21 protein-coding genes are annotated in these 23,311 nt (G+C 69.4%); 6 read left to right on the top strand and 15 right to left on the bottom strand.

Annotated elements, in window-relative coordinates:
- Window positions 1-128: 128 nt before the first annotated feature.
- Window positions 129-2,282 carry a CHASE2 domain-containing protein gene (locus tag AAHB17_RS04565; RefSeq protein WP_342129314.1) on the top strand — a complete coding sequence of 718 codons (2,154 nt, stop codon included), beginning with the start codon at window positions 129-131 and terminating at the stop codon, window positions 2,280-2,282.
- A gap of 84 nt (window positions 2,283-2,366) precedes the next feature.
- Here the strand turns inward: AAHB17_RS04565 and AAHB17_RS04560 are convergent, their stop codons facing one another.
- From AAHB17_RS04560 to AAHB17_RS04540, 5 genes are all read right to left on the bottom strand, one after another.
- Entirely contained in the window at window positions 2,367-4,331 is a 1,965-nt protein-coding gene (locus tag AAHB17_RS04560; RefSeq protein ID WP_342129313.1) for a TolC family outer membrane protein, read from the bottom strand.
- Complete coding sequence (locus AAHB17_RS04555) at window positions 4,328-4,786, bottom strand: FecR family protein (RefSeq protein ID WP_342129312.1); 459 nt, start codon at window positions 4,784-4,786, stop codon at window positions 4,328-4,330. The genes AAHB17_RS04560 and AAHB17_RS04555 overlap by 4 nt, the downstream gene beginning before the upstream one ends.
- A gap of 93 nt (window positions 4,787-4,879) precedes the next feature.
- Window positions 4,880-6,769, bottom strand: a complete 1,890-nt coding sequence (locus AAHB17_RS04550; protein ID WP_342129311.1) for a patatin-like phospholipase family protein — start codon at window positions 6,767-6,769, stop codon at window positions 4,880-4,882.
- Window positions 6,770-6,978: 209 nt separating this feature from the next.
- Window positions 6,979-7,350 carry a YciI family protein gene (locus tag AAHB17_RS04545; RefSeq protein WP_342129310.1) on the bottom strand — a complete coding sequence of 124 codons (372 nt, stop codon included), beginning with the start codon at window positions 7,348-7,350 and terminating at the stop codon, window positions 6,979-6,981.
- A gap of 21 nt (window positions 7,351-7,371) precedes the next feature.
- Window positions 7,372-8,136, bottom strand: coding sequence for an enoyl-CoA hydratase (locus AAHB17_RS04540; RefSeq protein ID WP_342129309.1), 765 nt, complete (start codon window positions 8,134-8,136; stop codon window positions 7,372-7,374).
- Window positions 8,137-8,242: 106 nt separating this feature from the next.
- On the opposite strand from AAHB17_RS04540, the gene lexA reads away from it, so the two are divergent.
- Complete coding sequence (lexA, locus tag AAHB17_RS04535; RefSeq protein WP_342129308.1) at window positions 8,243-8,896, top strand: transcriptional repressor LexA; 654 nt, start codon at window positions 8,243-8,245, stop codon at window positions 8,894-8,896.
- A gap of 12 nt (window positions 8,897-8,908) precedes the next feature.
- A complete protein-coding gene (gene gloA2 / locus AAHB17_RS04530) occupies window positions 8,909-9,301 on the top strand; it encodes an SMU1112c/YaeR family gloxylase I-like metalloprotein (RefSeq protein WP_342129307.1) in 393 nt (130 codons plus the stop codon).
- A 135-nt stretch (window positions 9,302-9,436) separates the two neighbouring features.
- Here gloA2 and AAHB17_RS04525 read toward each other — a convergent pair whose 3' ends face one another.
- The 6 genes from AAHB17_RS04525 to bfr form a co-directional block, all read right to left on the bottom strand.
- On the bottom strand, window positions 9,437-10,024 hold the full coding sequence (locus tag AAHB17_RS04525) for a nucleotidyltransferase family protein (protein WP_342129306.1): 588 nt from the start codon (window positions 10,022-10,024) through the stop codon (window positions 9,437-9,439).
- Window positions 10,017-10,553, bottom strand: coding sequence for a GNAT family N-acetyltransferase (locus AAHB17_RS04520; RefSeq protein WP_342129305.1), 537 nt, complete (start codon window positions 10,551-10,553; stop codon window positions 10,017-10,019). Before AAHB17_RS04520 ends, AAHB17_RS04525 begins: the two co-directional genes overlap by 8 nt.
- Before the next feature lie 29 nt (window positions 10,554-10,582).
- Complete coding sequence (locus AAHB17_RS04515; protein ID WP_342129304.1) at window positions 10,583-13,753, bottom strand: error-prone DNA polymerase; 3,171 nt, start codon at window positions 13,751-13,753, stop codon at window positions 10,583-10,585.
- A gap of 88 nt (window positions 13,754-13,841) precedes the next feature.
- Entirely contained in the window at window positions 13,842-15,185 is a 1,344-nt protein-coding gene (locus AAHB17_RS04510) for a DNA polymerase Y family protein (protein ID WP_342129303.1), read from the bottom strand.
- The gene (gene imuA / locus AAHB17_RS04505; protein WP_342129302.1) at window positions 15,127-15,879 is read right to left on the bottom strand and encodes a translesion DNA synthesis-associated protein ImuA; all 753 of its coding nucleotides are present in this window, start codon (window positions 15,877-15,879) and stop codon (window positions 15,127-15,129) included. The genes AAHB17_RS04510 and imuA overlap by 59 nt, the downstream gene beginning before the upstream one ends.
- Before the next feature lie 123 nt (window positions 15,880-16,002).
- Window positions 16,003-16,479: a bacterioferritin gene (gene bfr, locus AAHB17_RS04500; RefSeq protein WP_342129301.1), complete on the bottom strand. Its 477-nt coding sequence runs from the start codon at window positions 16,477-16,479 to the stop codon at window positions 16,003-16,005.
- A 259-nt stretch (window positions 16,480-16,738) separates the two neighbouring features.
- Between bfr and AAHB17_RS04495 the strand changes: the two genes are divergently transcribed.
- Both AAHB17_RS04495 and AAHB17_RS04490 read left to right on the top strand, forming a co-directional pair.
- The gene (locus AAHB17_RS04495) at window positions 16,739-17,068 is read left to right on the top strand and encodes a hypothetical protein (RefSeq protein ID WP_342129300.1); all 330 of its coding nucleotides are present in this window, start codon (window positions 16,739-16,741) and stop codon (window positions 17,066-17,068) included.
- 11 nt (window positions 17,069-17,079) lie between these two features.
- A complete protein-coding gene (locus AAHB17_RS04490; RefSeq protein WP_342129299.1) occupies window positions 17,080-17,481 on the top strand; it encodes a hypothetical protein in 402 nt (133 codons plus the stop codon).
- A gap of 27 nt (window positions 17,482-17,508) precedes the next feature.
- On the opposite strand, the gene AAHB17_RS04485 is transcribed toward AAHB17_RS04490, so the two are convergent.
- Together AAHB17_RS04485 and AAHB17_RS04480 are read right to left on the bottom strand one after the other, a co-directional pair.
- On the bottom strand, window positions 17,509-17,730 hold the full coding sequence (locus AAHB17_RS04485) for a (2Fe-2S)-binding protein (RefSeq protein ID WP_342129298.1): 222 nt from the start codon (window positions 17,728-17,730) through the stop codon (window positions 17,509-17,511).
- Between the two features lie 72 nt (window positions 17,731-17,802).
- Window positions 17,803-19,767 (bottom strand): YhgE/Pip domain-containing protein, encoded by a 1,965-nt coding sequence (locus AAHB17_RS04480; protein WP_342129297.1) that lies wholly within the window; start codon window positions 19,765-19,767, stop codon window positions 17,803-17,805.
- 101 nt (window positions 19,768-19,868) lie between these two features.
- On the opposite strand from AAHB17_RS04480, the gene AAHB17_RS04475 reads away from it, so the two are divergent.
- A complete protein-coding gene (locus AAHB17_RS04475; RefSeq protein WP_342129296.1) occupies window positions 19,869-21,719 on the top strand; it encodes a GGDEF domain-containing protein in 1,851 nt (616 codons plus the stop codon).
- Between the two features lie 4 nt (window positions 21,720-21,723).
- On the opposite strand, the gene AAHB17_RS04470 is transcribed toward AAHB17_RS04475, so the two are convergent.
- Both AAHB17_RS04470 and AAHB17_RS04465 read right to left on the bottom strand, forming a co-directional pair.
- Window positions 21,724-22,893, bottom strand: coding sequence for a GGDEF domain-containing protein (locus AAHB17_RS04470; RefSeq protein WP_342129295.1), 1,170 nt, complete (start codon window positions 22,891-22,893; stop codon window positions 21,724-21,726).
- A gap of 150 nt (window positions 22,894-23,043) precedes the next feature.
- Window positions 23,044-23,292: a hypothetical protein gene (locus AAHB17_RS04465; protein WP_342129294.1), complete on the bottom strand. Its 249-nt coding sequence runs from the start codon at window positions 23,290-23,292 to the stop codon at window positions 23,044-23,046.
- Window positions 23,293-23,311: the final 19 nt, after the last annotated feature.

Here is a 23,311-nt window from a genome sequence, read left to right as displayed (position 1 = left end):
GCCATCCGGCAGGCCACTCGGCGTGAACGGACAGCCGTTCGCTTCGTTTTTTGTCATTTAATGTTAGCCGGTGGCGTCGGCATGCCGGCATGCCGTAAACCCGCGCTCAACCGACACGCCCCATCACGATGCGAAAAATCCTGCGCAAGATCCGACACCTGAACGTGCTGGCACCCCTGCTGGCCGTGGCGCTGATGACGGCCGTGTTGCTGGCCGACCCGCCGCTGGTGCGTACGCTGCGTCACGCCCTGTGGGACGAGTACCAGCGGCTGCAGCCCCGGGTGTACCAGGACACCGCCGTGCGCATCGTCGACATCGACGAGGACAGCCTGGCCAAGCTCGGCCAATGGCCCTGGCCACGCTACCGCATCGCCGAGCTGGTGGCGCGGCTGCAGGCCCACCAGGCGGCGGCCATCGGCTTCGACATCGTGTTCGCCGAACCCGACCGCACCTCGCCGGCCGCGGTCAGCGCCGACTGGCCGGTGCCGCCCGGTGTGCGCAAGCTGCTGTCCGGTCTGCCCGACAACGACACGGTGCTGGCCCGGCAACTGAGCCAGGGCGGCGTGGTGCTGGGTTTTTCGCTCGAACGCCGCGGCGACGGCAGCCTGCCGGCCCACATGCCGGTGCCCAGCCCCGTGACCATGGGCGACTCGCCCCTGCCCTACCTGCACCGCTTCGGCAGCGTGGTGGCGCCGCTGTCCGTGCTGGGCGAGCACACCAGCGCCGTCGGCGCGCTGACCTTCGTGCCCGACGACGACGGCGTGGTGCGGCGCGTGCCGCTGGTGCTGCGCGTGGGCGACCGGATCCTGCCCACCCTGGTCACCGAGATGCTGCGCGTGGGCCAGGGCGCGCCCAACTACCTGATCCGCATGGCGCCCTCGACCAACCCGGGCATCGCGGAAATCCGCATCGGCAACGTGGTGGTGCCCACCACCCGCAACGGCGAGGCCTGGGTGCACTACGCGCCGCTGCGCCGCGAGCGGATCATCCCGGCCTGGAAGCTGCTCAGCGGCGAGGTGGCGCCGGGCGAGATCGAAGGCCGGCTCATCCTCTTCGGCAGCTCGGCCCAGGGCCTGATGGACCTGCGCTTCTCGCCGCTGGGCGGTGTGATCCCCGGCGTGGAGGCCCACGCCCAGCTGCTGGAGCAGGCGCTCACCGACAGCTTCCTCTACCGCCCCAGCTGGGCCATGGCGGTCGAGGCCCTGACGCTGGTCGTCGGCGGACTGGTCGTGGGCCTGCTCGCCATGTACGGCGGCGCCCTGTACTCGGCACTGCTGCTGGCAACCTCGCTGGCAGGCAGCCTGTGGGGCGGCTGGTACGCGTTTTCGACCCACCACCTGCTGGTCGACGCCGTCGTGCCCTCGCTGGGCATCTTTGCCGCCTTCCTGGTGGCCAGCACGGTGCACCACTTCACCAGCGAACGGCGCCAGCGCTGGGTGCGCGAGGCCTTCTCGCGCTACGTCTCGCCCAACCTGGTCCGCCACATCGTCGACAACCCCGACGCGCTGGAACTGGGCGGGCGCCGCCAGACGTGCAGCTTTGTCTTCACCGACCTGGCCGGCTTCACCACCCTGATGGAGAAGATCGACCCGGGCGAGGCGGTGGCCCTGCTCAACCGCTACCTGGACGAAATGATCCACATCGCCTTTGCCCACGAGGGCACGCTGGACCGCATCGTGGGCGACGCGGTGGCCATCATGTTTTCGGCGCCGGTGCGCCAGCCTGACCACCAGCAGCGCGCACACGACTGCGCGCTGGCCATGCAGCGCTACGCCACCCAATACGCGCTGGACCTGCAGGCGCGTGGCATCCCCTTTGGCCACACCCGGGTGGGCGTGCACTGCGGCGAGGTGATCGTGGGCAACTTCGGCGGCAGCACCATCTTCGACTACCGCGCGCTGGGCGACCCGGTGAACACCGCCGCGCGTCTGGAAAGCGTCAACAAGCATCTGGGCACCCGGGTCTGCATGTCCGAGGACGTGATCGCCGGCGTGCCCGGCGCCCAGGTGCGCCGCGTGGGCCGGCTCACGCTCAAGGGCAAGAGCCGCTCGCTGCTGGTCTACCAGCCGCTCAACAACGGCCTGCCGTTCGAGCCCGCCGAGGCGGCGGCGGTGCCCGCCTACGAAGCCGCCTACGGTCTGATGGCCCAGTCCGACCCCGGCGCGCTGGGCGCCTTCGAGGCCCTGGCCCGCCAACGCCCGGACGACCCGCTGGTGGCGCTGCACCTGCAGCGACTGCGGCAGGGCGAAAGCGGTGAAGTGATCGTCATGAACGAAAAATAAGAAGGGCGGTCCACTGCCGCCCTTTCCCACCCTGTGCCACCCCCTGTCACGTCGACCGACCTGATGTGACAGCAAGAAACATGGTCAGCGCACCGTCAACTCCACCCGCCGGTTGCGGGGCTCCGAGACGTTGTCGGCCGTCGGCACCACCGGGCTGGTCTCGCCCATGCCGCCGATGTCCATGGCCACGATGCGCGAAGCCACCGGCTTGAGCATGCGGCTGACCGACTCGGCACGGCGCAGCGACAGCGACTGGTTGGAGGCCGCGCTGCCCAGCGTGTCGGTGTGGCCCACGATGGACACGTCGGTGCTGGTGCGCTCGCGCACGCTGCCGAAGACGCGGTCCATCATGGCCTGCGACTGCGGCGTCAGCTTGGTGCTGCCCTTCTCGAAATTCAGCAGGAAAACCTGCGGAGCGATCGGGCTGCCGTCGATGGCGCGACCGGTGTCGCGGGCCAGCATGTCGTCGGGCACGGCGTAGGGCTGGCGCGAACCGTCAAGGGCCGAGGCATCGCGGGGTTGCCCCAGCTCGATCGTGCCCTTGTCGCCCGCAACCACCACCTTGCCGGTGGTGCCGTCGGCGTTCTGCAGCAGCACCACATACGAACGTGGCAGCGGCACCGGGCGCGGCGGCGGCGTCTTGTCGACCGCGACCAGGGCCACGGACTCCGGTGAGCACAGGCTGCCTGGATCGATTTCGGGCTGATCCTGCCCCATGTCGCTGGCGCTGGGCATGCCTTCGCGGGTGATGCCCAGCGCCGGTCCCAGGCGGCCGGTGGACGCGAGCACCTTGGCCTGCGCGGCGAACAGGGCATAGCGGGCGCGGGTGTAGGCGCGGCTGGCTTCAAAGGCCTCGTTCTGCGTGTCCAGCAGGTCCAGCAGGGTGCGCTGGCCAATGTTGAACTGCTGCTGGTAGGCCGCCTGCACCTTCTCGGTGGCCAGGCGCTGAGTGTCCAGCAACTGGGTCTGCTCGCGCTGGGTGTTGACCTCGTTGAGGGTGATGGCCAGGGTCTGGCGCAGGTCGCGGCAGGTGGCCTCCTGGTTGTCCAGCGCCTGGTTCATCGCCTCGGCCGCCTGCACCACACGGGCCTCGTAGCCGCCACCGCGGTAGAGGTTGAAACGCAGCAGCAGCTCGATCACCGCGTCGCGGGAACGGCCGCGCACGCCATCGAGGTTGCGGTCCAGCGACTGGCTGGCCCGCAGGTCCAGGCGCGGCCGGTTGGCGCTGCGGTAGACGTCCACCGCCGCACGGCTGGCGCGCACGTTCTCCACCGCCATCCACAGGCGCGGGCTCTGGCGCAGGGCCTGCGACAAGGCCTCGGGCACGTTGCCAGCAGGCACCGGCAAGCCCACGCTGGCCGCCAATTCGGGCACGTTGGCCGGGGGCAGCTCGCCCACCGCGTGCAGGTAGGCCTGCGCGGCGCGCTGGTGGCCCGCCAGCTCCTCGGCCAGGTTGGATTCGGCCAGGGCCAGACGCCCCAGGGACTGTTCCACGTCGGCGCGGCGCGACACGCCGCCACTCTCGCGCTCGGTCAGCTGCTGGTTGACCAGCTTGTGCTCCACGTAGTTGCGCTTGGCCAGCTCCACCAGTTCAGTGGCGCGCGCCAGATCGGCGTAGGCGAGCACCGCCGCCAGGGCGATGGCCTCGGCGCTGTCGAGCAGGCCGTAGTAGCGCGACAGGCGCTCGAAACCGGCCTGGCGCACGGCGCCGCCGGCGGCACCGCCGTCGTACAGCATCTGGTTCAGTGACAGCGTGCCGTTGGTGTGCGTGTAGCCGCCGGTGGAGCTGCCGGGGCGCTCCTGCCATTCGCGGCCCACGCTGGCGTGCAGGTCCACCTGCGGCAGCATGGGGCCACGTTCGGCTTCCTGGCGCGCGGTGGTGCCCAGCAGGGCATGCCACTTGGCCTGCACGCTGGGGTGGCTGTTGACGGCCTTGCGGGCGGCCTCGCGCATGGGTTCAGGCAGGTTCTGGGCCGTGGCCACGCCACCGGTCAGCAGCACCCCGCAGATGGCCGCCACCGCGGCCCGGGCCAGGATGTGCCGGTTCATTGCGACACCACCGCCACAAAACGGGTGCCACGGGCACCGATGGTGCCGGTCGGGGTCTTCACCGTCACGGCATCGGGCTTGGTCTTGGCGATCAGCCCCGACACGTAGTGCAGCGAGCCGCTGGTCAGGCGACCGCCCAGCTTGGCGTCGCCCTTGGCGGGGGCAAACAGGTATTCCTCCAGCACGAACTGCGTCGCCGGGCCGAAGGACATGACGGTGTTGTCCTTGAGCGTGATGCCCATGCTGGCGTTGGCGCCGGTGCGGATGGTGTCGCGCACCTTCAGGGGCGTGCCCGGCTTGGCGGCGACGCTTTTGCCGTCGGTCACCACAAAGGCCTCACCACTGACCGTCTTGACGTACCCGATGGCCGCCGTATCCGCCGACGTGCCCTGTGCGCTGGCGGACCAGCAGGCCACCGCCATCGCACTCGCCACCCAGGCTTGTTTGCACCACATGTTCACTCCAATCCTCGGGCACCCAGGTGCCCGTCCCCGTTTGAACCCGTCTGCCGCGCTGAGCCCTGCAGACACCCGGACCATCCAAAAACGTCAAATGGCGGTCGCCCGAACCCGCTTCAGCAGGGCGGGATCCAAGGACTGCAACACTTCGTTACCGTGTGTGTAACCTTGTTTTACGATTTGATCAAGTTTATTCCAAGCCAGCATGCCCACGCGGTCCAACGGCGGATTGAAATAAACATCGGTCAGGGCCTCGACCTCGCGCTGCCGCGACACACTGTACAGAATGGTCACATTCATCAGCAAGGCGGCCATGGACGGCAGCTTGTAGCGACGCCGCGCGCGCGGGCGCAGCTTGTCGCGCAGCAGTGCCCAGGTGCCGGGCACCTCGTTGAACGTGATTTTTCGGGGCTTCTTGAAGCTCAGATCCACGCCGAGCACCGTGCCCACTCCTCGCATTTTTCGCATCACATCGACCGGAAAATTGTTGAAAGTGCCACCGTCACACAACAGATCACCGTCGTGGATGACCGGCGGCAGGGCTCCCGGGATGGCGATGCTGGCCCGGATGGCCCGGCCCAGGTTGCCACGGCGCAACACCACCTCGCTGGCGGTGGAGTAATTGGTGGCGATGCAGTAGTAGTTCTTCCACAGATCCTCGACGTTGGGGTCGCCGTTGAACAACGTCTGCATCGACTCCTTGACCACTTGGCGCAGGCGGTGGCCCTTGATCAGCGAGATCAGCGGCAGCCAGTTGAAGTCGCCCGTGGGGTTGCTGCCAAAGGCCTTGCGGGTCACCGCCATCAGGTCGTCCAGCGGCTGGTCGGAGGCCACCAGCATGGCCATGATGGCGCCTATGCTGGTGCCACCGACGCAGTCGACCTCGATGCCATGTTCCTGCAAGGCACGGTAGATGCCCAGCTGCGACAGGCCACGGGCTCCGCCACCGGCGAACACCAGGCCCACCGCGGTGCGGGTCTGCAGCCGCGCCAACCGGGCCATGTCGCGCTCGGCGCCACGGCGCAGGTGCACGTGGTCGGCCACCGGGCGGCGGTCCAGCCAGGCCCGGGTCTTGACCGGGGTCTGGTCGTCGTCGTCGTGCAGCAGCACCAGCACATGGGCGGCCTCGGCACGCGGGGGGCGCAGCATGAGGAAGTCGGTCTCGATGGGGTGCAGCCGCGCCGGCTGGCGGGTGTCGACCAGCAGCAGCAGTTCGTCGCAGTGGCGCGCGCAGCGGTGGGTCCACGGCGAAGGGGTGGCATCGGCCACCAGCAGCACGAAGTCGTTCTCGGCCTCGATCTGGTCGAGCACCATGGCGACCTGGCGCCGCACCTCGGCACTGTCGTGGGCGCCATCGCCTTCACTGTCGGACAGCCCCAGGGCCAACAGGCGCTGGCGCATCAGCGCCGAGTCCACCACCTGCACGCGGCCAGCCCGCGCCATGTGGGTGGCCAACTGGGCACCCAATCCCGCCACGTTGACGCCGTCGGTGATGGCCATGAGCGCGATCGTGACCGGTTTGTCGGCCGACACCCGCGCGTGTTCGGTCTGCAGGCGGCGGATGAGCTGGCCGGTCAGGCCGATGGAGGCCTGCGCGCTGCTGGCCAGCAGGTGGTTGAAGGCGGTCTTGTTCAGCCGGATCAGCACCGAATCGCGGATGGCCACCACGGTGGCCGAACGCGGCGCCCCGGTGTAGAGGCTCATCTCGCCAATCACCTGCCCGCGCGCGAGTTCGCGCACCGCGCGCTGCTCGCCGTTCTCGTCGCGGATGTAGGCACGCAGGCGCCCGCTGATCGCCAGGTACATCGAGTCGCCCGGGTCGCCCTGCTCCATCAACGTTTCACCGCTGCCGACCTCTATCCATTCCAGGTGCTCGCGCAACAGGTCGATGGCGGCCGGATCGGTGTCGCCCAGAAACGCCTGCAGGTGCCGAACCAGCAGCCCATCCTGGTACTTGTGTCTCGTTTGTATGACTTGCATGCGCTGCTTGTGGTGGTGGAGGACGGGCGCGAAGCGCAAATCCAACTGCCAAAAATGAACAGCCGGGACCGTTAGCAAGCTTAACCACATTTGTAAAAAATCGTCAATCACACAGATGGACGAGGGCGGCGGGCGCCCCACCCCGGGCACGGTGCCGGGACCCGAGCCCACACGCAGGGCTCGAAGCGTGTGGTGGCGCGGGCGGTGGCTCAGGCCGCCGCGCGGCTGTCGTCGAAACAGGGCGCCAGCGAGCGCACCTCGACCGTGGCCCAGGCCGCCGCCGGGCAGCGCTGGGCGATGGCCACCGCCTCCCGCATGTCGGTGCAATCCAGCAGGAAAAAGCCGCCGATCATTTCCTTGGCCTCGGCGAAGGGGCCGTCAAGCACCTGCGGGTGGCCGCCGCCGGTGTGCACCCGCACCGCGCTGGCGTGTGACGCCAGCGACTCGGCCGCCTTGAGCTTGCCCTGCGCCCGCAGGCCGGCCGCGAAGTCCAGCATGCTCTGGTAGGCCGCCTGGCCCTCGGCCTCGGTGCGGGTGGCGCGCTGGCCGGTGGGTTCGATGATCAGCAGCATGCAGTCCATGGGCGGGCCTCCTTGGAGGGATCAGAGCTTGGAGAAATCCGGCTTGCGCTTTTCCATGAAGGCGCCAAAGGCCTCGCGCGCGGCGGGCTCCGTCAACATGCGACCAAAGTGCGTGGCCTCCTCGTTCATCTGCGCCAGCACCAGCGCGGTCTGGCCCTTCTTCATGAGCTGCTTGGTCTGCAGGAGCGCGCTCATGGGCTTGGCCGCGAGCTTGCGGGCCACGGTCTGGGCGTAGGCATTGGCCTCGGTGGGCGGCAGCACCTTGTTGACCAGTCCCACCTCCAGCGCGGCCTCGGCCATGAAGGGCTCGCCCAGCAGCAGCGCCTCGGCGGCACGGTGGTAACCCATCATCTGCGGCACCAGCAGGCTGGACGCGGCCTCGGGACACAGGCCCAGGTTGACAAAAGGCATGGCGAAGGCGGCGTTGTCGCCCGCGTAGACCAGATCGCAATGGAACAGCATGGTGGTGCCTATGCCCACCGCCGGACCGCAGACGGCGGCCACCACCGGCTTGGGGAACTGGGCAATGCCGCGCAGGAAACGGAACACCGGCGCGCCCTCGTTGTTGGGCGGTGCGTTGAGGAAATCGGCGATGTCGTTGCCGGCGCTGAACACCGCCTCGTGGCCCTGGAAGACCACCACACGCACGGCCGCATCGGCCTCGGCGGCGACCAGCGCGTCGGCCAGCGCTGCGTACATGGCCGCGGTGATCGAGTTCTTCTTGTCGGCGCGGTTGAAGGTGATGGTGCAGACGCCGGCTTCGGTGTGGACGAGGATGTCGCTCATGGGGGCATTCCGTTGGGGTTGGCGGGATGGGAAATCGAAACGCGCAAGTTATCATGGGAAAGCGCTGTATATTGATACAGTTGCGACACATTGGAGTCACCACCCCATGAACGAACCGGTCAAGCTCACCCTCCGCCAGCAGGACATCCTGACGCTGATCGAGGACACCATGGCCGAAACCGGCGCCCCGCCCACCCGCGCCGAGATCGCCACCGCCTTCGGCTTCAGGTCGGCCAACGCGGCCGAGGAGCACCTGCGCGCCCTGGCGCGCAAGGGCGTGATCGAGCTGGTCGGCAACACCTCGCGTGGCATCCGCCTGCGCACCGGCAGCCACCCCACGCCCCGCCAGATGCCACTCGGCCTGCCCGAACTGCAGCAGCTCACCCTGCCCCTGATCGGCCGTGTGGCCGCGGGCGTGCCCATCCTGGCGCAGGCCCACGTGGAGAGCACGTTCACGGTGGAGCAGCGCCTCTTCAGCCGCCGCCCCGACTACCTGCTGCGCGTGCGCGGACTGTCCATGCGCGATGCCGGCATCCTCGACGGCGACCTGCTGGCCGTGCACACCACCCGCGAAGCCCTGCACCAGCAGATCGTGGTGGCCAGGCTCGGCGACGAAGTCACCGTCAAGCGCCTGGTGCGCCAGCGTGGCCACATCGAACTGCACCCCGCCAACCCCGACTTCCAGCCCATGGTGATCGGGCCGGCCGACGGCTTCGAGATCGAAGGCGTGATGGTCGGCCTGATCCGCAACATGGGCTGACGCGGGCGGCCCATGCTCAAACGCATACACCATGCCGCCATCATCTGCTCGGACTACGCGAGGTCCAAACACTTCTACACCGAGGTGCTGGGGCTGCGGGTGGTGGCCGAGAACGTCCGTGCCCAGCGCCAGTCCCACAAGCTGGACCTGGCCCTGCCCGACGGCAGCCAGCTCGAGCTGTTCTCCTTCCCCGACGCCCCACCCCGCCCGTCCTACCCCGAGGCCAGGGGCTTGCGCCACCTGGCCTTCGAGGTGGATGACGTGGGGGCCTGCAAGCAGCGGCTGGAGTCACAGGGCGTGGTGGTCGAGGCGGTGCGGCTGGACGAATACACCCAGCGGCGTTTTGTGTTTTTTGCCGATCCGGATGGGCTGCCGCTGGAGCTTTACGAGGCAGCGCGCGTCTGAGCGCCCCCCTGATCCCGTCCATGGCCCACTGGTGTTTGGGCAATCAACATGACACAGCGCTGTGGTTTTGCAGAGCCGCAGTACGCGGGCGCAAGACTCCAGATGCCGGGGTGTGGGTGATGATGGGCGTTCCGGCTAACGGCAATTCACGGCATCAAACACCACCACACGCGGCCAACGTTGCGCGAAGCGCTTGGCCAGCACGCGGCTCCGATAAGCGTCGGCGCTGACGCGGGCCGGGTTGTGGCGCACAAGCATGTTGAAGAGATCATCTAGCCCGAAGGGGGCAAGCACCTCAATCTCGTCTTGGGCCGTCAGACACACACCGACGGCGGTGGCATATTCCGGCCAGGTGGCCAGGCCATCCACCAAGGATGGCAAGGGCTCAACCTCTTGGCCAAATCGGGTCGCGTACCACAGGTGGACGGCGGCCTGGTTGGTGACATCCCAAACCGAGTTCGGACAACAAGACAGCAGCTGCGCACGCAAACGCGCTTCGGTGGCTGGATTCAGGTCATCGGGGTCGAAGTAGACCAGGTCCAAGTCATCGCAAGGAGTGGCCTCACCATGGCCATGCAGGTGGTCCCACACCAGGTTGCGCAGCACACCGGCACCGATGCACCAGGACGACAGCCCCAATGATCGGCCCGCCCGCAAGGCATGCATCAGCTCGGGACACTGGCGCACCAGCGCCACCAGTTGCAGCCGATGCACCTCACGCATGGTTGTGTCCAAGCGCCTGTGCGTTCAACGGGCACCACATGTGTTGCTTGTGGACGAAGCCTTCGCCCACCCGCACAGCCCAGGGCTCGCGGCCCCAGGTCTCGAAGCCAGCCGAGCGGTAAAGCGCGACGGCGCCCGCATTGCCTTCGGTGACGGTGAGTTGCAGCACGGAGATCTCCGGGCGGGTGTGGGCGTGCGCCAGCACGGCGGCGACGAGCTGGCGCCCGAGGCCCTGGCCGCGCACGTCAGGCCGCACATACATGCCAAACAAGGTGGCCTTGTGGCGCACTTTGTCGCGGCGCTCGAAAGACAGGCCGGCCACGCCCTGCAAGTTCTCGCCGTCCATGGCGGCCCAGACGGCCTCGGGCGCGTCGTCGGCCGGCGAAAGGCGCGCGGCCCACCAGGCCAGCGGCAAGGCCGCGCGCTCGGCCGCGCTGGAGGTGAAGGCGTCGGGGTGGCGGGCGTAGGCGTCGAGCATCAGCGCGCGGTAGGCCTGGGCGTGTGGGGGTTGGAGACGGACGATGGGCATGAGGTGGTTGGCCGCAGTGTAGGGGTGGTTCAGCGGAAATCGCGGCTGTGGGTGGCCAGCCCGTGCAGATGGGGTGTCAGATCGACGAGGTGCTGGGCAATCAGGTGGGTGACAACGTGTGTGTCGTCCTCGCCAGTGCGCTGCCAGCGCCCGTACACCGCCAGCAGGCGGGCCTGCAACAGGGGCGCGCGCTGGCGTTCGCGCAGGGCTTTCCAGACGATGACCTGCACGGTGCCGGTTTCATCCTCCAGCGTGACAAAGACCACACCCTTGGCGGTGCCCGGGCGCTGGCGGGTGGTGACCAGACCACAGGCGCGCACCAGGCGACCATCGGGCACATCGCGCAGGGCGGCGGCGGTCATCAGGCGCTGGGCCGCCAGCCACGGGCGCAGCAACGCCAGCGGGTGCTGGCGCAGGCTCAGGCCCAGGGCGGCGTAGTCGTGCACCACGGCCTCGCCTTCGCCAGCGGCGGGCAGGTCCAGCGCGGCCTCGTGCACCGGCGCGCCACGCAGCAAGGCTGGCGCGACGTGTTGGGCGCTGGCCGCCCACACCTGCTGGCGGCGGTGGCCGGCCAGGCCGGCCAGGGCATCGGCGGCGGCCAGGGCCTTGAGGTCGCTGGCGTCGAGCCCCGCACGCCGGGCCAGCTCCTGCACGTCGTGGCATCCGCCCTGCGCACGCGCATCGGCGATACGCCCGGCCACCTCGATCGACAGGCCTTTGACCAGGGACAGGCCCAGGCGCACCGCCGGCTGTGGCGAATCGCCCATCGAAGGTTCCAGGTGACTGTCCCAGCCGCTGTGCAGCACATCCACTGGCCGCACCTCCACCCCGTGGCGCTGAGCGTCCTGCACCAGCTGCGAGGGGCTGTAGAAACCCATGGGCTGCGAATTGAGCAGGGCCGCCAGGAAGGCCGCCGGATGGTGCTGCTTGAGCCAGGCGCTGCTGTAGACCAGCAGGGCAAAACTGGCGGCGTGGCTTTCGGGGAAGCCGTATTCGCCAAAGCCCTCGATCTGGCGGAAGATGGCCTCGGCGAACTCGACCGTGTAGCCGTTGGCCAGCATGCCCGAGACCAGCTTGTGGTGGAACTTGTCCACCCCGCCCTTGCGCCGCCAGGCGGCCATGGCGCGGCGCAGCTGGTCGGCCTCGCCGGGCGTGAAGCCGGCGGCCAGCACGGCGATCTGCATCACCTGTTCCTGGAAGATGGGCACGCCCAGGGTGCGCGCCAGCGCGGGCTTGAGGGCGTCGCTGGGGTAGTCGATCCGGCCGCCGCTGCGCGCCAGCTCGCGCCGCTGCAGAAAGGGGTGGACCATGCCGCCCTGTATGGGCCCGGGGCGCACGATGGCGACCTCGATGACCAGGTCGTAGAAGGTGCGGGGCCGCAGGCGCGGCAACATGCTCATCTGGGCGCGGCTCTCGATCTGGAACACGCCCACGGTGTCGGCGCGGCAGATCATGTCGTAGGTGGCCTTGTCGTCCTGGGGAATGTCCTGCAGTCGCAGGGGCCGCCCGGTCCAGGCGCCCACCATGTCCAGCATGCGCCGCAGCGCGCTGAGCATGCCCAGGGCCAGCACGTCCACCTTCATGAGGCCCAGGGCGTCGATGTCGTCCTTGTCCCATTCGATGATGCTGCGCCCGGCCATGGCCGCCGGCACCACCGGCACGGTGGACGTGAGCCGGTCCTGCGTGAGCACGAAGCCGCCGCTGTGCTGCGACAGGTGGCGCGGGAACCCCATCAGCGTGCGGGTGATGTCCAGCAGCTGGCGCAGCCGCCGGTCGTGCGGGTCCAGGCCGTTTTCGATCAGGCGCTCGTGCATCAGCTCGGTGCCGTCCCACCACTGCTGGCCCTTGGCCAGGGTGTCGACCAGCTCGGGCGCCAGGCCCAGCGCCTTGCCGACGTCGCGGATGGCGCTGCGCGGGTGGTAGGTGGCCACGGCGGCGGCCAGGGCGGCGCGGTGGCGGCCGTATTTGGTGTACAGGTACTGGATCACCTCCTCGCGCCGCTGGTGTTCGAAATCGACGTCGATGTCGGGCGGCTCGTTGCGCTCCTTGCTGATGAAACGCTCGAACAGCAGGGTGGACTGCGCCGGGTTGACCTCGGTGATGCCCAGGCAGTAGCAGACCGCCGAGTTGGCGGCCGAGCCGCGGCCCTGGCACAGGATCTTCTGTTCGCGGGCGAAGGCCACCACGTCATAGACGGTGAGGAAATACGGTTCGTAGCGCAGCGCCGAGATCAGGTCCAGCTCCTTGTCGATCTGCGCCATCACCGGCGCCGGCACGCCTTGCGGGTAGCGCTCGGCCGCCCCCAACAGCGTGAGCCGGCGCAGATGGCTGGCAGGGGTCTGGCCTGCGGGCACCAGCTCGTGGGGGTATTCGTAGCGCAGTTCGGACAGATCGAAATCGCACAGCGCGGCCACCCGCAGGGTCTCGTCCAGCAGCTCGCGGGGGTAAATCCAGGCCAGGCTGACCCGGCTGCGCAGGTGGGCCTCTGCGTTGGCGCTGAGGGCGTCACCGCAGTCGGCCACCGGGCGGTGCTGGCGGATGGCGGTCATCACATCCAGCACCGGCTTGCGGGTGCGCACATGCATGAGCGCACCACCGGCGGCCACCAGGGGCAGGCCGCTGGCCTGCGCCACAGTCTGCAGACGCGCCAGCCACAGGGCGTCGTCCAGGCGCCGGTGCAAGGCCACGCCCAGCCAGGCCTGGTGGAGGAAGCGTTGACCCAGCCAGTACGCGGCCCGCTCGATGTCGGCTTCGCTGCTGCCGTGGGCCTGGCCCGCCACCTCGCGCCAGGGCAGCAGCAGGGCCAGCACATCGCCCAGCGGCGCCTCGCTCAAGGGCGGCTGCTGCCAGTGCAGGCGGTAGCGTTCGCGCCCGCGCTGTTCGCGGCCACGCGCGGCGGTGATGAGCTCACACAGCTGGCCATAGCCTTGGCGGTGGCGTGCCAGCAGCACCAGGGTGAAGCCGCCGCAGGCGAGCTCGGGCGCGCTGATGCGCAGTTCGGTGCCGATGAGCAACTGCAGGCCCGTGCCCTGGGCCGCCAGGTGGGCGCGCACCACGCCGGCCATCGAACATTCGTCGGTGATGGCCAGCGCGCGGTAGCCCAGCGCCAGGGCGCGCGCCACCATCTCGTCGGGGCTGGAGGCGCCACGCTGGAAGCTGAAATGGCTCAGCGCATGGAGTTCGGCGTAGGCGGGCAGCATGGGTCAAGGCCGCAGCGCCGGGCCGCCCCAAGCAAGGCCGCGCCCCCTCGGGGGGCAGCGACCCGCGCAGCGGCGGAGCGTGGGGGCATCAGCCATAGATGCCGTGCAAATACCAGGCGGGCTGTGGGCCGTGCAGCAGAAAAATCCACACCAGCCCCGCCTGCGGGCTCAGGGCCACGTGGTAGTCGCGCTGCACCGTCGGGGCATCGCTGGTTTCGTCCACCCACCAGCCGGTCTCTATCCGTTGCGGCCCGGCCAGCAGGCGCAACGCGCCGTGATAGACCGGCTGATCGCGCACCACGGCCAGGCGCAGCGGCTCGCGCAGCAGCCAGGGGGGTTGCCAGGCCAGGGTGGCGGGCGGGGGCGCCTCGGGCGGCGGCCTGGGCCCGGTGGCCGGCACCCAGCGTGCCATGGCCTCGGGCCGGTGGTCGGCGCACAAGCGCCCCTGCAACACCCGCTCCGGCCCCAGCCGGGCCGACAGGCGCTCCAGCAGCTGGCCCCAGCCCTCGCCGGCCTGGCGCGCGTCAGGCAGCAGGCTCAGGGACGCGGTGGGCAGCGAGGCCACTTCGTCGGCCCGCAGGCGCAGCGCCAGCACCGGGGCCGCCAGGGTGACACGTGCCAGGTGCTCGGCCAGCAGGCGCGCCAGGTGGGCCATGTCGCGGGTGGCGTGGGCGGTGCGCAGGGCCAGCTGGCCGCCGGAGAGTTCGCTGCGGCGCAAGCGGTCGTGTTCCCAGTGCAGGGTGAAGGCCAGCACGCCTGACTGGCGCGCGGCCAGCCAGGTCGACAAGGCCGCCAGCAGGCGCTGGGCGCCGAACAGCATGGCCTGCGCGTGTTCGATGGCGCTGGGGCATTCAAGCCGCCGCTCGAAGCGTTCGGGCAGCGTGATCCAGCGTTGGGGCTCGGTCTGCAAGCCGTAGGCTCGGTCGAGCGCGGCCAGCAGCCCGGCGCCGAAGCGTCGCGAGACACCTTCGCGTGGCAGGGCGCGCACCTCGCCCAGGGTGCGACAACCGAGCTGGCGCAAGGTGTCGGCATGCGGCCGGGCGGCGCTCAGGTGGGCCAGCGGCAGGGCATCGAGCGTGGCGCGCAGGCGGCGCGCGCCGCAACCGGTGGCGCGCAGCGTGGGGGCGCCACCGGTGGGCAGGTCGGTCTCGGCGTCGAACTGCCGCAGCAGCGCCAGGGCCGCCAGCGCCGTGGGCGCCGTGGCCATGGCGCTGGCGCCGGCCGTGGCGGCCTGGACGCGCAGGCGCTGCAGCAGCACGCGCCGGCCGCCAAACAGGCGTTCGCTGGCCAACACCTCCAGCAGCACGGCTTCGTCGAGCAGGCACACACGCGGCGTCCATTGCAGGGACCACCAGGCCAGGGCCAGCGCCGCCTCAGACGGGGACGGTGCGGGCGGGGCGGCGCAACGGGGCAACAGGGCGATCCACCACATGGGCAGGCGCGGGTGTGGGAACGGACGGCGAGCGGCGCAGGCAGGCCATGACCGGCAGCTCGGCCGGCAGCGTGATGGCCGTGTGCTGCGGCGGGCCACGGCGTTTGAACACCAGCACCCGCAGGCCCGTGCCGTCACCCTGCAGGACCAGGCGCAGCGGCGCGGGCGAGGACTGCTGGCGTGCCGACTCGGGCCTCAGGGCAAACAGCAGCGGGCCAGCACCGCCGCCCTCGGGGGTGGCTTCGCGCGCGGCCAGGTGCAGGCGGCGCAGGTGTTCTGCCCGTGCCTGGGGCAGCCACAGCAGCACAGCACCGGCCGTGCCACTGCGCAGCACCTGCTCGGCCGCCCACAGGCGCTCGGTGAAGGCTTCCGCCTCCACCCGCAGCCAGCGTGTGGACGGGATGCCTTGGGCGGCCAGTGCCGCCAGGTGCGGCTGGTGGGGCGCGCCCACCAGCACCAGCGGGCCATGCCGCTGGGCCTGACGCAGCGCGGGCAGGAGCAGGCGGGCTTCGTGCTGGGCGGCCGGGGACTGGAGCAGTTCGGTGAGTTCGCCCGCCGGCCAGCCGCCACCGGGCAGCTCGGCGTCGAGTGCGGCGTGGCCCGTGGCGCAGGCCGGCAGGGGGCTGGGCGACCAGGTGTCGCAGCGCCACACCCCGGGCAGTTGTGGAGGCGCGGCCTTGGGTGAGGGTGGCATGGGCTGGCTCGGTGAGAATCGTGAAATACTGTTCGTTTATACAGTATTTCACGCCCACCATCCAGGCGATATGCGAACCCCTGACCGGCCATGCCTGCCGACCGGGAAACCGCTTGAAGCGCCTTACTCGATCTCGCCCATGATGCTTTGCAGGTAGTTCTGCGTGCCCACCTTGTCCAGCAGCTCGAGCTGGGTTTCGAGGAAGTCGACATGCTCCTCGGTGTCGTCGAGGATGTGCTGCAGCAGATCGCGCGAGACGTAGTCGCGCACCGATTCGCAATGGGCGATGCCGGCCTTGATGGTGGCCTGCGCGCCCTGCTCCAGCGCCAGGTCGGACCGCAGGATCTCAGGCACGTCCTCGCCAATGCCCAGCTTGCCCAGGTCCTGCAGGTTGGGCAGGCCGTCGAGCGTGAAGATGCGGTCCATGAGCTGGTCGGCGTGTTTCATCTCGCCGATGGACTCGGCGTATTCCTTCTTCGCCAGCTTGTCGAAGCCCCAGTGCTTGAGCATGCGGTAGTGCACGAAGTACTGGTTGATGGCGGTGAGTTCATTCTTCAGTTGCGCTTGCAGGTGTGCGATGACTTGTGGGTCGCCTTTCATGGGAGGGCTCCTTGTTGTTGGGTTGAAAAAGTGAAAAGGGATGCTGCCGGCAAGTGTAGGCCGGGAAGCTGGCACCGACTCGGTTCTGGCCTGCTGGCGCCCATGGATTCGGGGAGAAGTCTCTTATCAAATAAGAATCATTCGCATATACTGAGCACGTAGCCAGGCCCAGCGAGCGGGACCAGCGCCCGCATCGACCTTGTGCCAGCCAGGCTTTGCCGCCAGCCCCCGCGCGGCCACCCCACCCTCAGGAGCAGCCATGAACCCAGACGCCGACACCCACGCCGACAGTGAGTACGAGATGCCCAGCGCCGAAGCCCTGCTGGCCGGCACCCTGGCCCTCATGACCGGACACGCCCAGAGCGCCTGCGCACGGCAGCGCAGCCTGATGGCGGCAAAGATCGGCTCCAACCTGTTGTTCCTGGCCAGCCACCCGATCCTGTCGACCAGCTTCAAGGCCGTGGTGGAACGCATGCGCCCCCATTGGGCGGTGTTTGCCCAGACCCACGCGGACGCGCCAGCACCCCCGTCGCGCGCCAGCGCCGAGTCGCCCCACCTGTGGCACGCCGCCGCCACGCGGCTGCAATGATGGGCGCAGCCATGCAGCGCCTGCCCCTCACCCAAGGCGACCCCCACGGCTGCGCCGCCGAGTACACCGCCCTGCTGCGCATGTGGGGGCGGCTTCAGTCCGAACTGAGCGTGCGATGCCAGGCCCACGCGGACGCGCTGGCCACGCTGGAAGCGGAGGTGCTGCGCCTGCGCGCCGATCTGCTGCTCGCCCGCACGGCGGTGTGCTGGGGGCTGGCCGCGGGCGCCCTGATCCCCCCACCGCGCCAGCGCAGGCGCGCTGCCCAGCCAGCCACGCCGTGGGTGGCACCGTCAGAAGCGGAAGAAGTGTTGTGCCGCACCGCCTGCGAAGGACATGCGCACCATTGGTTGGACGACGACAATGGCTGCGCACGCACCGGCCAGCCCTGCCACCGGCTCACGCGGCCGGCGTGAAGCCGGACGCGGCCGTGGACTTGGGGGTCAGCCCATCTCCATGGCCACGCGGGGCTGGGACTCGTTGCGCAGGTGCGCCACCGGCGCCACGGAGCGGCATTCGGACCAGATGTTGCGGGCCGTGCATTCGCACTTGCCACACTGGGTGGCCACGCCGAGTTCGAGCTGAATGTCCTCGAACGCATGCCCAGCGCGGGCACAACGCTCGATGGTCCGGTCACTGACCCGATGGCACACACACACGATCATCACTGGGCTCCGAAAAGTTGAGCGAATGATAATCGTTCCCATTCAAAAGTCAACACCGGCCATGGAACACCCTCAAATATCCATGGCCGGGTGCATGTCGCGCCAGGGGACGAAGCGCCAGCGTCCCACCCAGCAGGCCACCGCCGCCGCCGCCAGGCCGATCGCGCCGATCACCGCCAGGGGCGTCTGCCAGTTGCCTTCGTAGGCGCCGAACATGCTGGCCTTCACGCCCATGACGACCCAGGTCATGGGCAGCCAGGGGCTGATCTGGGCGTAGAGGCTGCCGCTGAGCTCCACGGGCAGCAGGCCGCCCGAGGCCGAGAACTGCAGGGCCAGGAACAGCATGGCCAGGGCCTTGCCGGCGTCGCCAAAAGCCCGCGTGAGCGCGAAGACGATGCAGACGAAGGTCAGCGAGGCGCAAACCAGCGTCAGCACCAGGGCCAGCGGGTGGCGGATGGCAATGCCCAGCACCGAGCGCACCGTCACCAGCACCAGCGTGGCCTGGAGCAGGGACACCCCCGCCGGCACCAGCACCTTGCCCAGGAACAGGGCCGGGCGCGCGAAGTCGCGTGCCGAACGGGGCAGCAGGCGCACGCGGATCAGGAAGGCGGCGATACCCGCCCCCAGCCACAGCGCGGCCGGAATGACGTTGGGCGCAAAACCGCTGCCATGGTTGGGCACCTCGGCCTCGACCTCCAGCACCGGCGTGACCGAATAGGCCAGGCCTTCCGCGCTGCCTTCGATGGAGCCCACCGAGCGGGGCAGTTCGCGCATCAGCAGCTCCAGGCCCGCGCCCAGGTGCACGGCGCCCTCGCGCAGGTGCGACACGCCTTCCTGCAGCTGCCCGGTGGCGCGCGCCAGCTCGGCCGAGCCGTTGCGCAGCAGCTCCAGCTGGCCGTCATCGGGCAGCTTGGCCGTCATGCCACGCAGGCCGGCGCGCAGGTCACGCACGCCGCGCGCCAGCGAGCCCACCTGGGTGCTGAGCTGCGACGCGCCCTGGCTGAGCTGCTGCTGACCGCTCTGGGCCTGGGCCAGTCCCAGGTCCAGCTGCTCGATGCCCAGGCGCAGCCGCTCCAGTCCGTCCGACACGGCGCCCGGCACGAACAGGCTCTGGTCGGCTTCGGCCTTGAAGGCCTCCACGCCGAGCGCCAGGCGCTGGCCGCCCACGCGCAGCTCCTGCAGGCCCTTGCCGAACTCCTGGTGTCCCGAGGCCAGGGCCTCGGCACCCAGCCGCAGGTTGCGCACGTCCTCCACCGGCGGCAGCCCGGCTTCCATGGCGCGCAGGCCCACGCCCAACTGATGGGAGCCGTCGGCCAGGCGCGAGACACCGTCCTGCAGGCGCAGGGCGCCCTGGCGCACGGTGGCGCTGCCGGCCTCGGCCTTGGCCGCGCCCAGGGCCAGCTCGCTCGCGCCGGCACGCAACTGGGCCAGCCCCTGGCGCAGGCGGTCCACGTTCTGCTGCGATCCGGCACTGGCGCTGAGCACCAGCGACCAGCGCCGCTCGTTGAGCGTGCGGTTGACATCTTCGCCCAGGGCCTTGGCGAACTGCGACGCCAACACCGAGCTTTCATAGTTGTTGCCCGCAGAGGTATAGACCACCAGCCGGCCACGCCCGGCCTGCAGCCCCGGCACCGCGTTGGCGCTGAAATCGGCCGGGATGATGAGGGCGAAGGCCAGTTGCCCCCGGCGCACCAGCTGGCGCGCCTCGTCCTCGCTGGCGCTCTCGCGGTAGCCGAAGTGGTTGTTCTGGCGCAGCCTGTCCATGAGGTCGCGCCCGATGTTGAGCGACTGGCCGCGGTAGCTCACGCCCTGGTCCTGGTTGACCAGCCCCACCGGCAGCGCGCCAGTGCGCGCGGCCGGGTCCCAGACGCTGGACAGGTAGATCAGCAGGTAGATGGACGGAATCAGCACCACCACCAGGGCCGCGAGCAGCAGCTTGGGGAAGCGCCGGAAAAAACCCAGCTCGACGCTCGCCACGTGGCGGACCTGCTGGAACAGGTGGCGCCGCGAGGCGCGATGAAATGATGCAGATGACATGTCGGCCCAAGCTTAGCGCGCATCGCGCCTCCGTGTGTTGTGGTGCTTGATTTGCCTCTGGCGCTGCCCCATCATGCGCCCATGCACTCCTTCTGGGCCACATGACGCTGCAGCCGCGCACCCTGCACCTGGCGCTGATCGCCTTGCTGGCGGCCGCCGGCTTCGCCATCAACCACCGTGGCGTCACCATCTTCTTCGACATCCAGATCATGCTGGGTGGCAGCCTGGCGGTGTTCGCCCTGCTGCGCTATGGCCGCTGGGGCATTGCGATCGGGGCGGTGGCGGGGCTGGCCACCGTGCTGCTCTGGAAACACCCCTGGGCGGCGCTCAACCACCTGCTGGAGCTGTTCTGGCTGAAATATTTCCTGGAACGGCTCAACGGCGGTCCCCACCGGCGCGACAACGGCCGCGTGGTGCTGGCCGACATCGCCTTCTGGGTGGTGGTGGGCATCCCGCTGGAAACCCTGATTTACATCGTTGCGCTGCACACCGATCCCGGCAACGCCCTGAGCGTGGTGTTCAAGCAAGGTGTCAATGGTGTCATCAACACCTCGATCGGTCTGGTGATCTACGTCTGCGTCCAGTTCCTGGTTGCCCGGCGCCAGGGCCCGTCAGAGCGTGCTCCTGGCCGCGCCGACAACCCCTACCGCGGCGTGTCCGTGCGCGGCGCCAGCTTCGCCACCGTGCTGGTGGCCATCACCCTGCCGGGGCTCCTGATCATGGGCATCCTGTCGGACAAGCTCAAGTCCGCCACGCTGGAACGCACCCGCATGGCGATGCAGCTGTATGCCTCGTCGGCCATACACACCGCCCAGGCGCACCCGCAGGAGGCGGCCGAGCTGGCGGCCCAGGGCGGCAATGGTCTGGCCTTCGAGAAACGGGAAGCCGATGGACGGCTCAGCACCTCCAACCGCGCCCTCTTCTTCCGGCTCGAAACCCAGTACGAGCCACGCCAGCCCAGCCCCACCGGCCTGGACGGCTTCGACCTTTATGTGGCCCGAGACGAGCTGTCCACGCTGCAGCGCACGCTCAGCGGCTACTGGGTCTACCGCTACACCGTGCCCCCCGATACCCCGGGGGCCGCGCCGGCCCAGGTGAGCGTGGTCCAGCCGGCGCGTGAGCTGATCACCGAGATGAACGAGCAGATGGCGCGTTCGCTGCACCTGCTGGCCCTGCTGCTGCTGATCGGCGCCATCGCGGGCGAATTCATGGGCAGCCTGTTCGAGAAGCAGTTCCGCTCGGTGATGGCGCCCATCACCCAGGCGCTGCCCGACGATGAGGTTCCCCAGGGACCGGACACCCTGCCCATGCCGGACCTGGCCGGCTCGGTGTTGCGCGAACTCGACGCCATGGTCCAGATCGTCAACGACCGCAGCCGGCGGGTGAACGAACTCACGCAGACGCTGCGCGGCGCCAACGTCGAGCTGCAGCTGTCCAAGCTCGAACTCGAACGGCTGAGCATCACCGACCCCTTGACCGGCTGCTTCAACCGGCGCGAACTGGTGCGCCGCCTGGACGAGGAAATCCGCCGCGCCGAGCGGCTGAACAGCGAACTGGCCTACCTGGCCTTCGACATCGACCACTTCAAGCACGTGAACGACGTCCACGGCCACGCCATGGGCGACGAGGTGCTGCGGTCGCTGGCCGACGTGGTGCGGGGGCGCCTGCGCAGCACCGACAGCTTCTTCCGCACCGGAGGCGAGGAATTTTCGGTCCTGCTTCCCCACTGCTCACCCGAGGCGGCACGGCGGTATGGCGAACTGCTGCGGGCCAGCGTGGCCGAACACCACAGCGCCCAGCAAGGCCAGAGCGCGCGGGTCACCATCAGCGTGGGCATTGCCCATTGGCGCCCCGGGCAGGACAGCCTGGAGCGGCTCATGAACCGCGCCGACCAGGCGCTCTACGCAGCCAAGGACCGCGGCCGCGACCAGGTGGTCATCCACACCGAATGAGGGATCAGGCCCGCGCCCGCGCCGCGCGCCGGCTGGCCAGCTTTTCGGCGGACATGCGGCGGTCCGCCACGGCCAGCAGGGGAGCGATGTCCTGGCCGTCGGCGGGAAAAAGTGCCCAACCCACACTCGCGCCGGTGGCCACCGCGATGCCCTGGGGCAGGAAGGGCTTGGCCAGCACGGCCCGCAGCTTGGCGGCCATGCCATCGAGATCGCTGTCGGCGTTGACCTTGTCGACGATCAGCGCGAACTCGTCGCCACCCACCCGGGCACAGAAGTCGCTCGCGCGGATGACCTTCTGCAAGCGGTTGGCCACGGTCTGCAGCAGCACGTCACCCACCGCGTGGCCGTGGCGGTCGTTCACCGGCTTGAAGTCGTTGAGGTCGATGCACATGACACCGAAGCGGCTGCCTTCGCGCTCGGCCAGGCTGCGCGTGCGCAGGAAGACCTGTTCGAAATAGCGGCGGTTGGCCAGCCCGGTCAGCTCGTCGTGCATGGCCATGTGGTTCATGTAGGCCTTGGTGCGGCGCTGTTCCTCCAGCGCGTCCTTCAGGCGCTCGTCCAGCTCGATGGCCTGGATCGCCGTGGCCGACACCCCGCGCGCCTTGAGCACAACCACCCCTTGCCAGAGCAGCGACACGGTGCCCAGCAGCAGGTGGAAGGGGTCGTCGCGCACCACGAAGGCGTAGAGGCTGTGCAGGCTCAGCGGCATCACGCTCAGGAGGCTGAGCAGGGCGCAATAGGCCGGCACCACCGCGTAGTTCATGGCACCCACGGTGACCACGGTGGACACGATGAGGAACAGGAAGGCATGTTCGGCGGGCGGGCGGCCCGCCGGCAGCAGGAACACCGCCAGCCCGTACAGCAGCGCCACCGCCCCGCCCAGCACAAGGCGCCAGCGCAGCAGCCGCCGCGCGCCCTGCAGCGTCTCCAGCGGCTGCCCATCGGCCCAGGCTTCGTAGCCCGTCAGGGTCACCACCGACACCAGCAAGGCGACAAACCAGGCCATCAGGGCCGCATCGGCCACCCCGGCCGCACGCAACAGGGCGCCAATCAGCACGCCGCCGATGACGACACTGAACAGGTTGCCGGCGGCGTGGCCAAAAAAGCGGCGGATGCGCCCCAGCGCTATCCGGTCGGACAGGGTCGGCAGATCCTCGGGGTCGATGTCGGTCATGGTGGGTGGAACAGGAGCACGGCGCCCATGGCGGACGCCGTGCCACCGGATTATGTCGCCCCGCCGCCCCCACCGAGGCACCAAAAAACCCGGTCAGGCAATGCCATCTGTGCGGATGGCGACCAGCGGGCCGCCCCGCCCGCTCGCCGATCAGGCGCCGGACGGGCTCTGGTAGAGCACGCTGGCGCGGGTGAGGTGGTCGCGCATGGCCTGCTCGGCAGCGACCGGATCGCGCGCGGCGATGGTCTGGTGGTAGGCGCTGGCCCAGTTGACCAGGGCCTCGACGATGGCCGGGCATATGGGATTGCCGGCGATGGTGGTGATCTCGCGGTGGAACTGCATGTCGCACTGCAGAAACAGGCGATCCAGCACCTCCTGGTAAATCTTGCGGCGCAACATCTGCAACAAGCCACATCGA

It is taken from the genome of Hydrogenophaga sp. OTU3427 (assembly GCF_038440225.1).
Classification (GTDB): Bacteria; Pseudomonadota; Gammaproteobacteria; order Burkholderiales; family Burkholderiaceae_C; genus Hydrogenophaga.
This window is presented reverse-complemented; position numbering and strand designations above follow the sequence as displayed.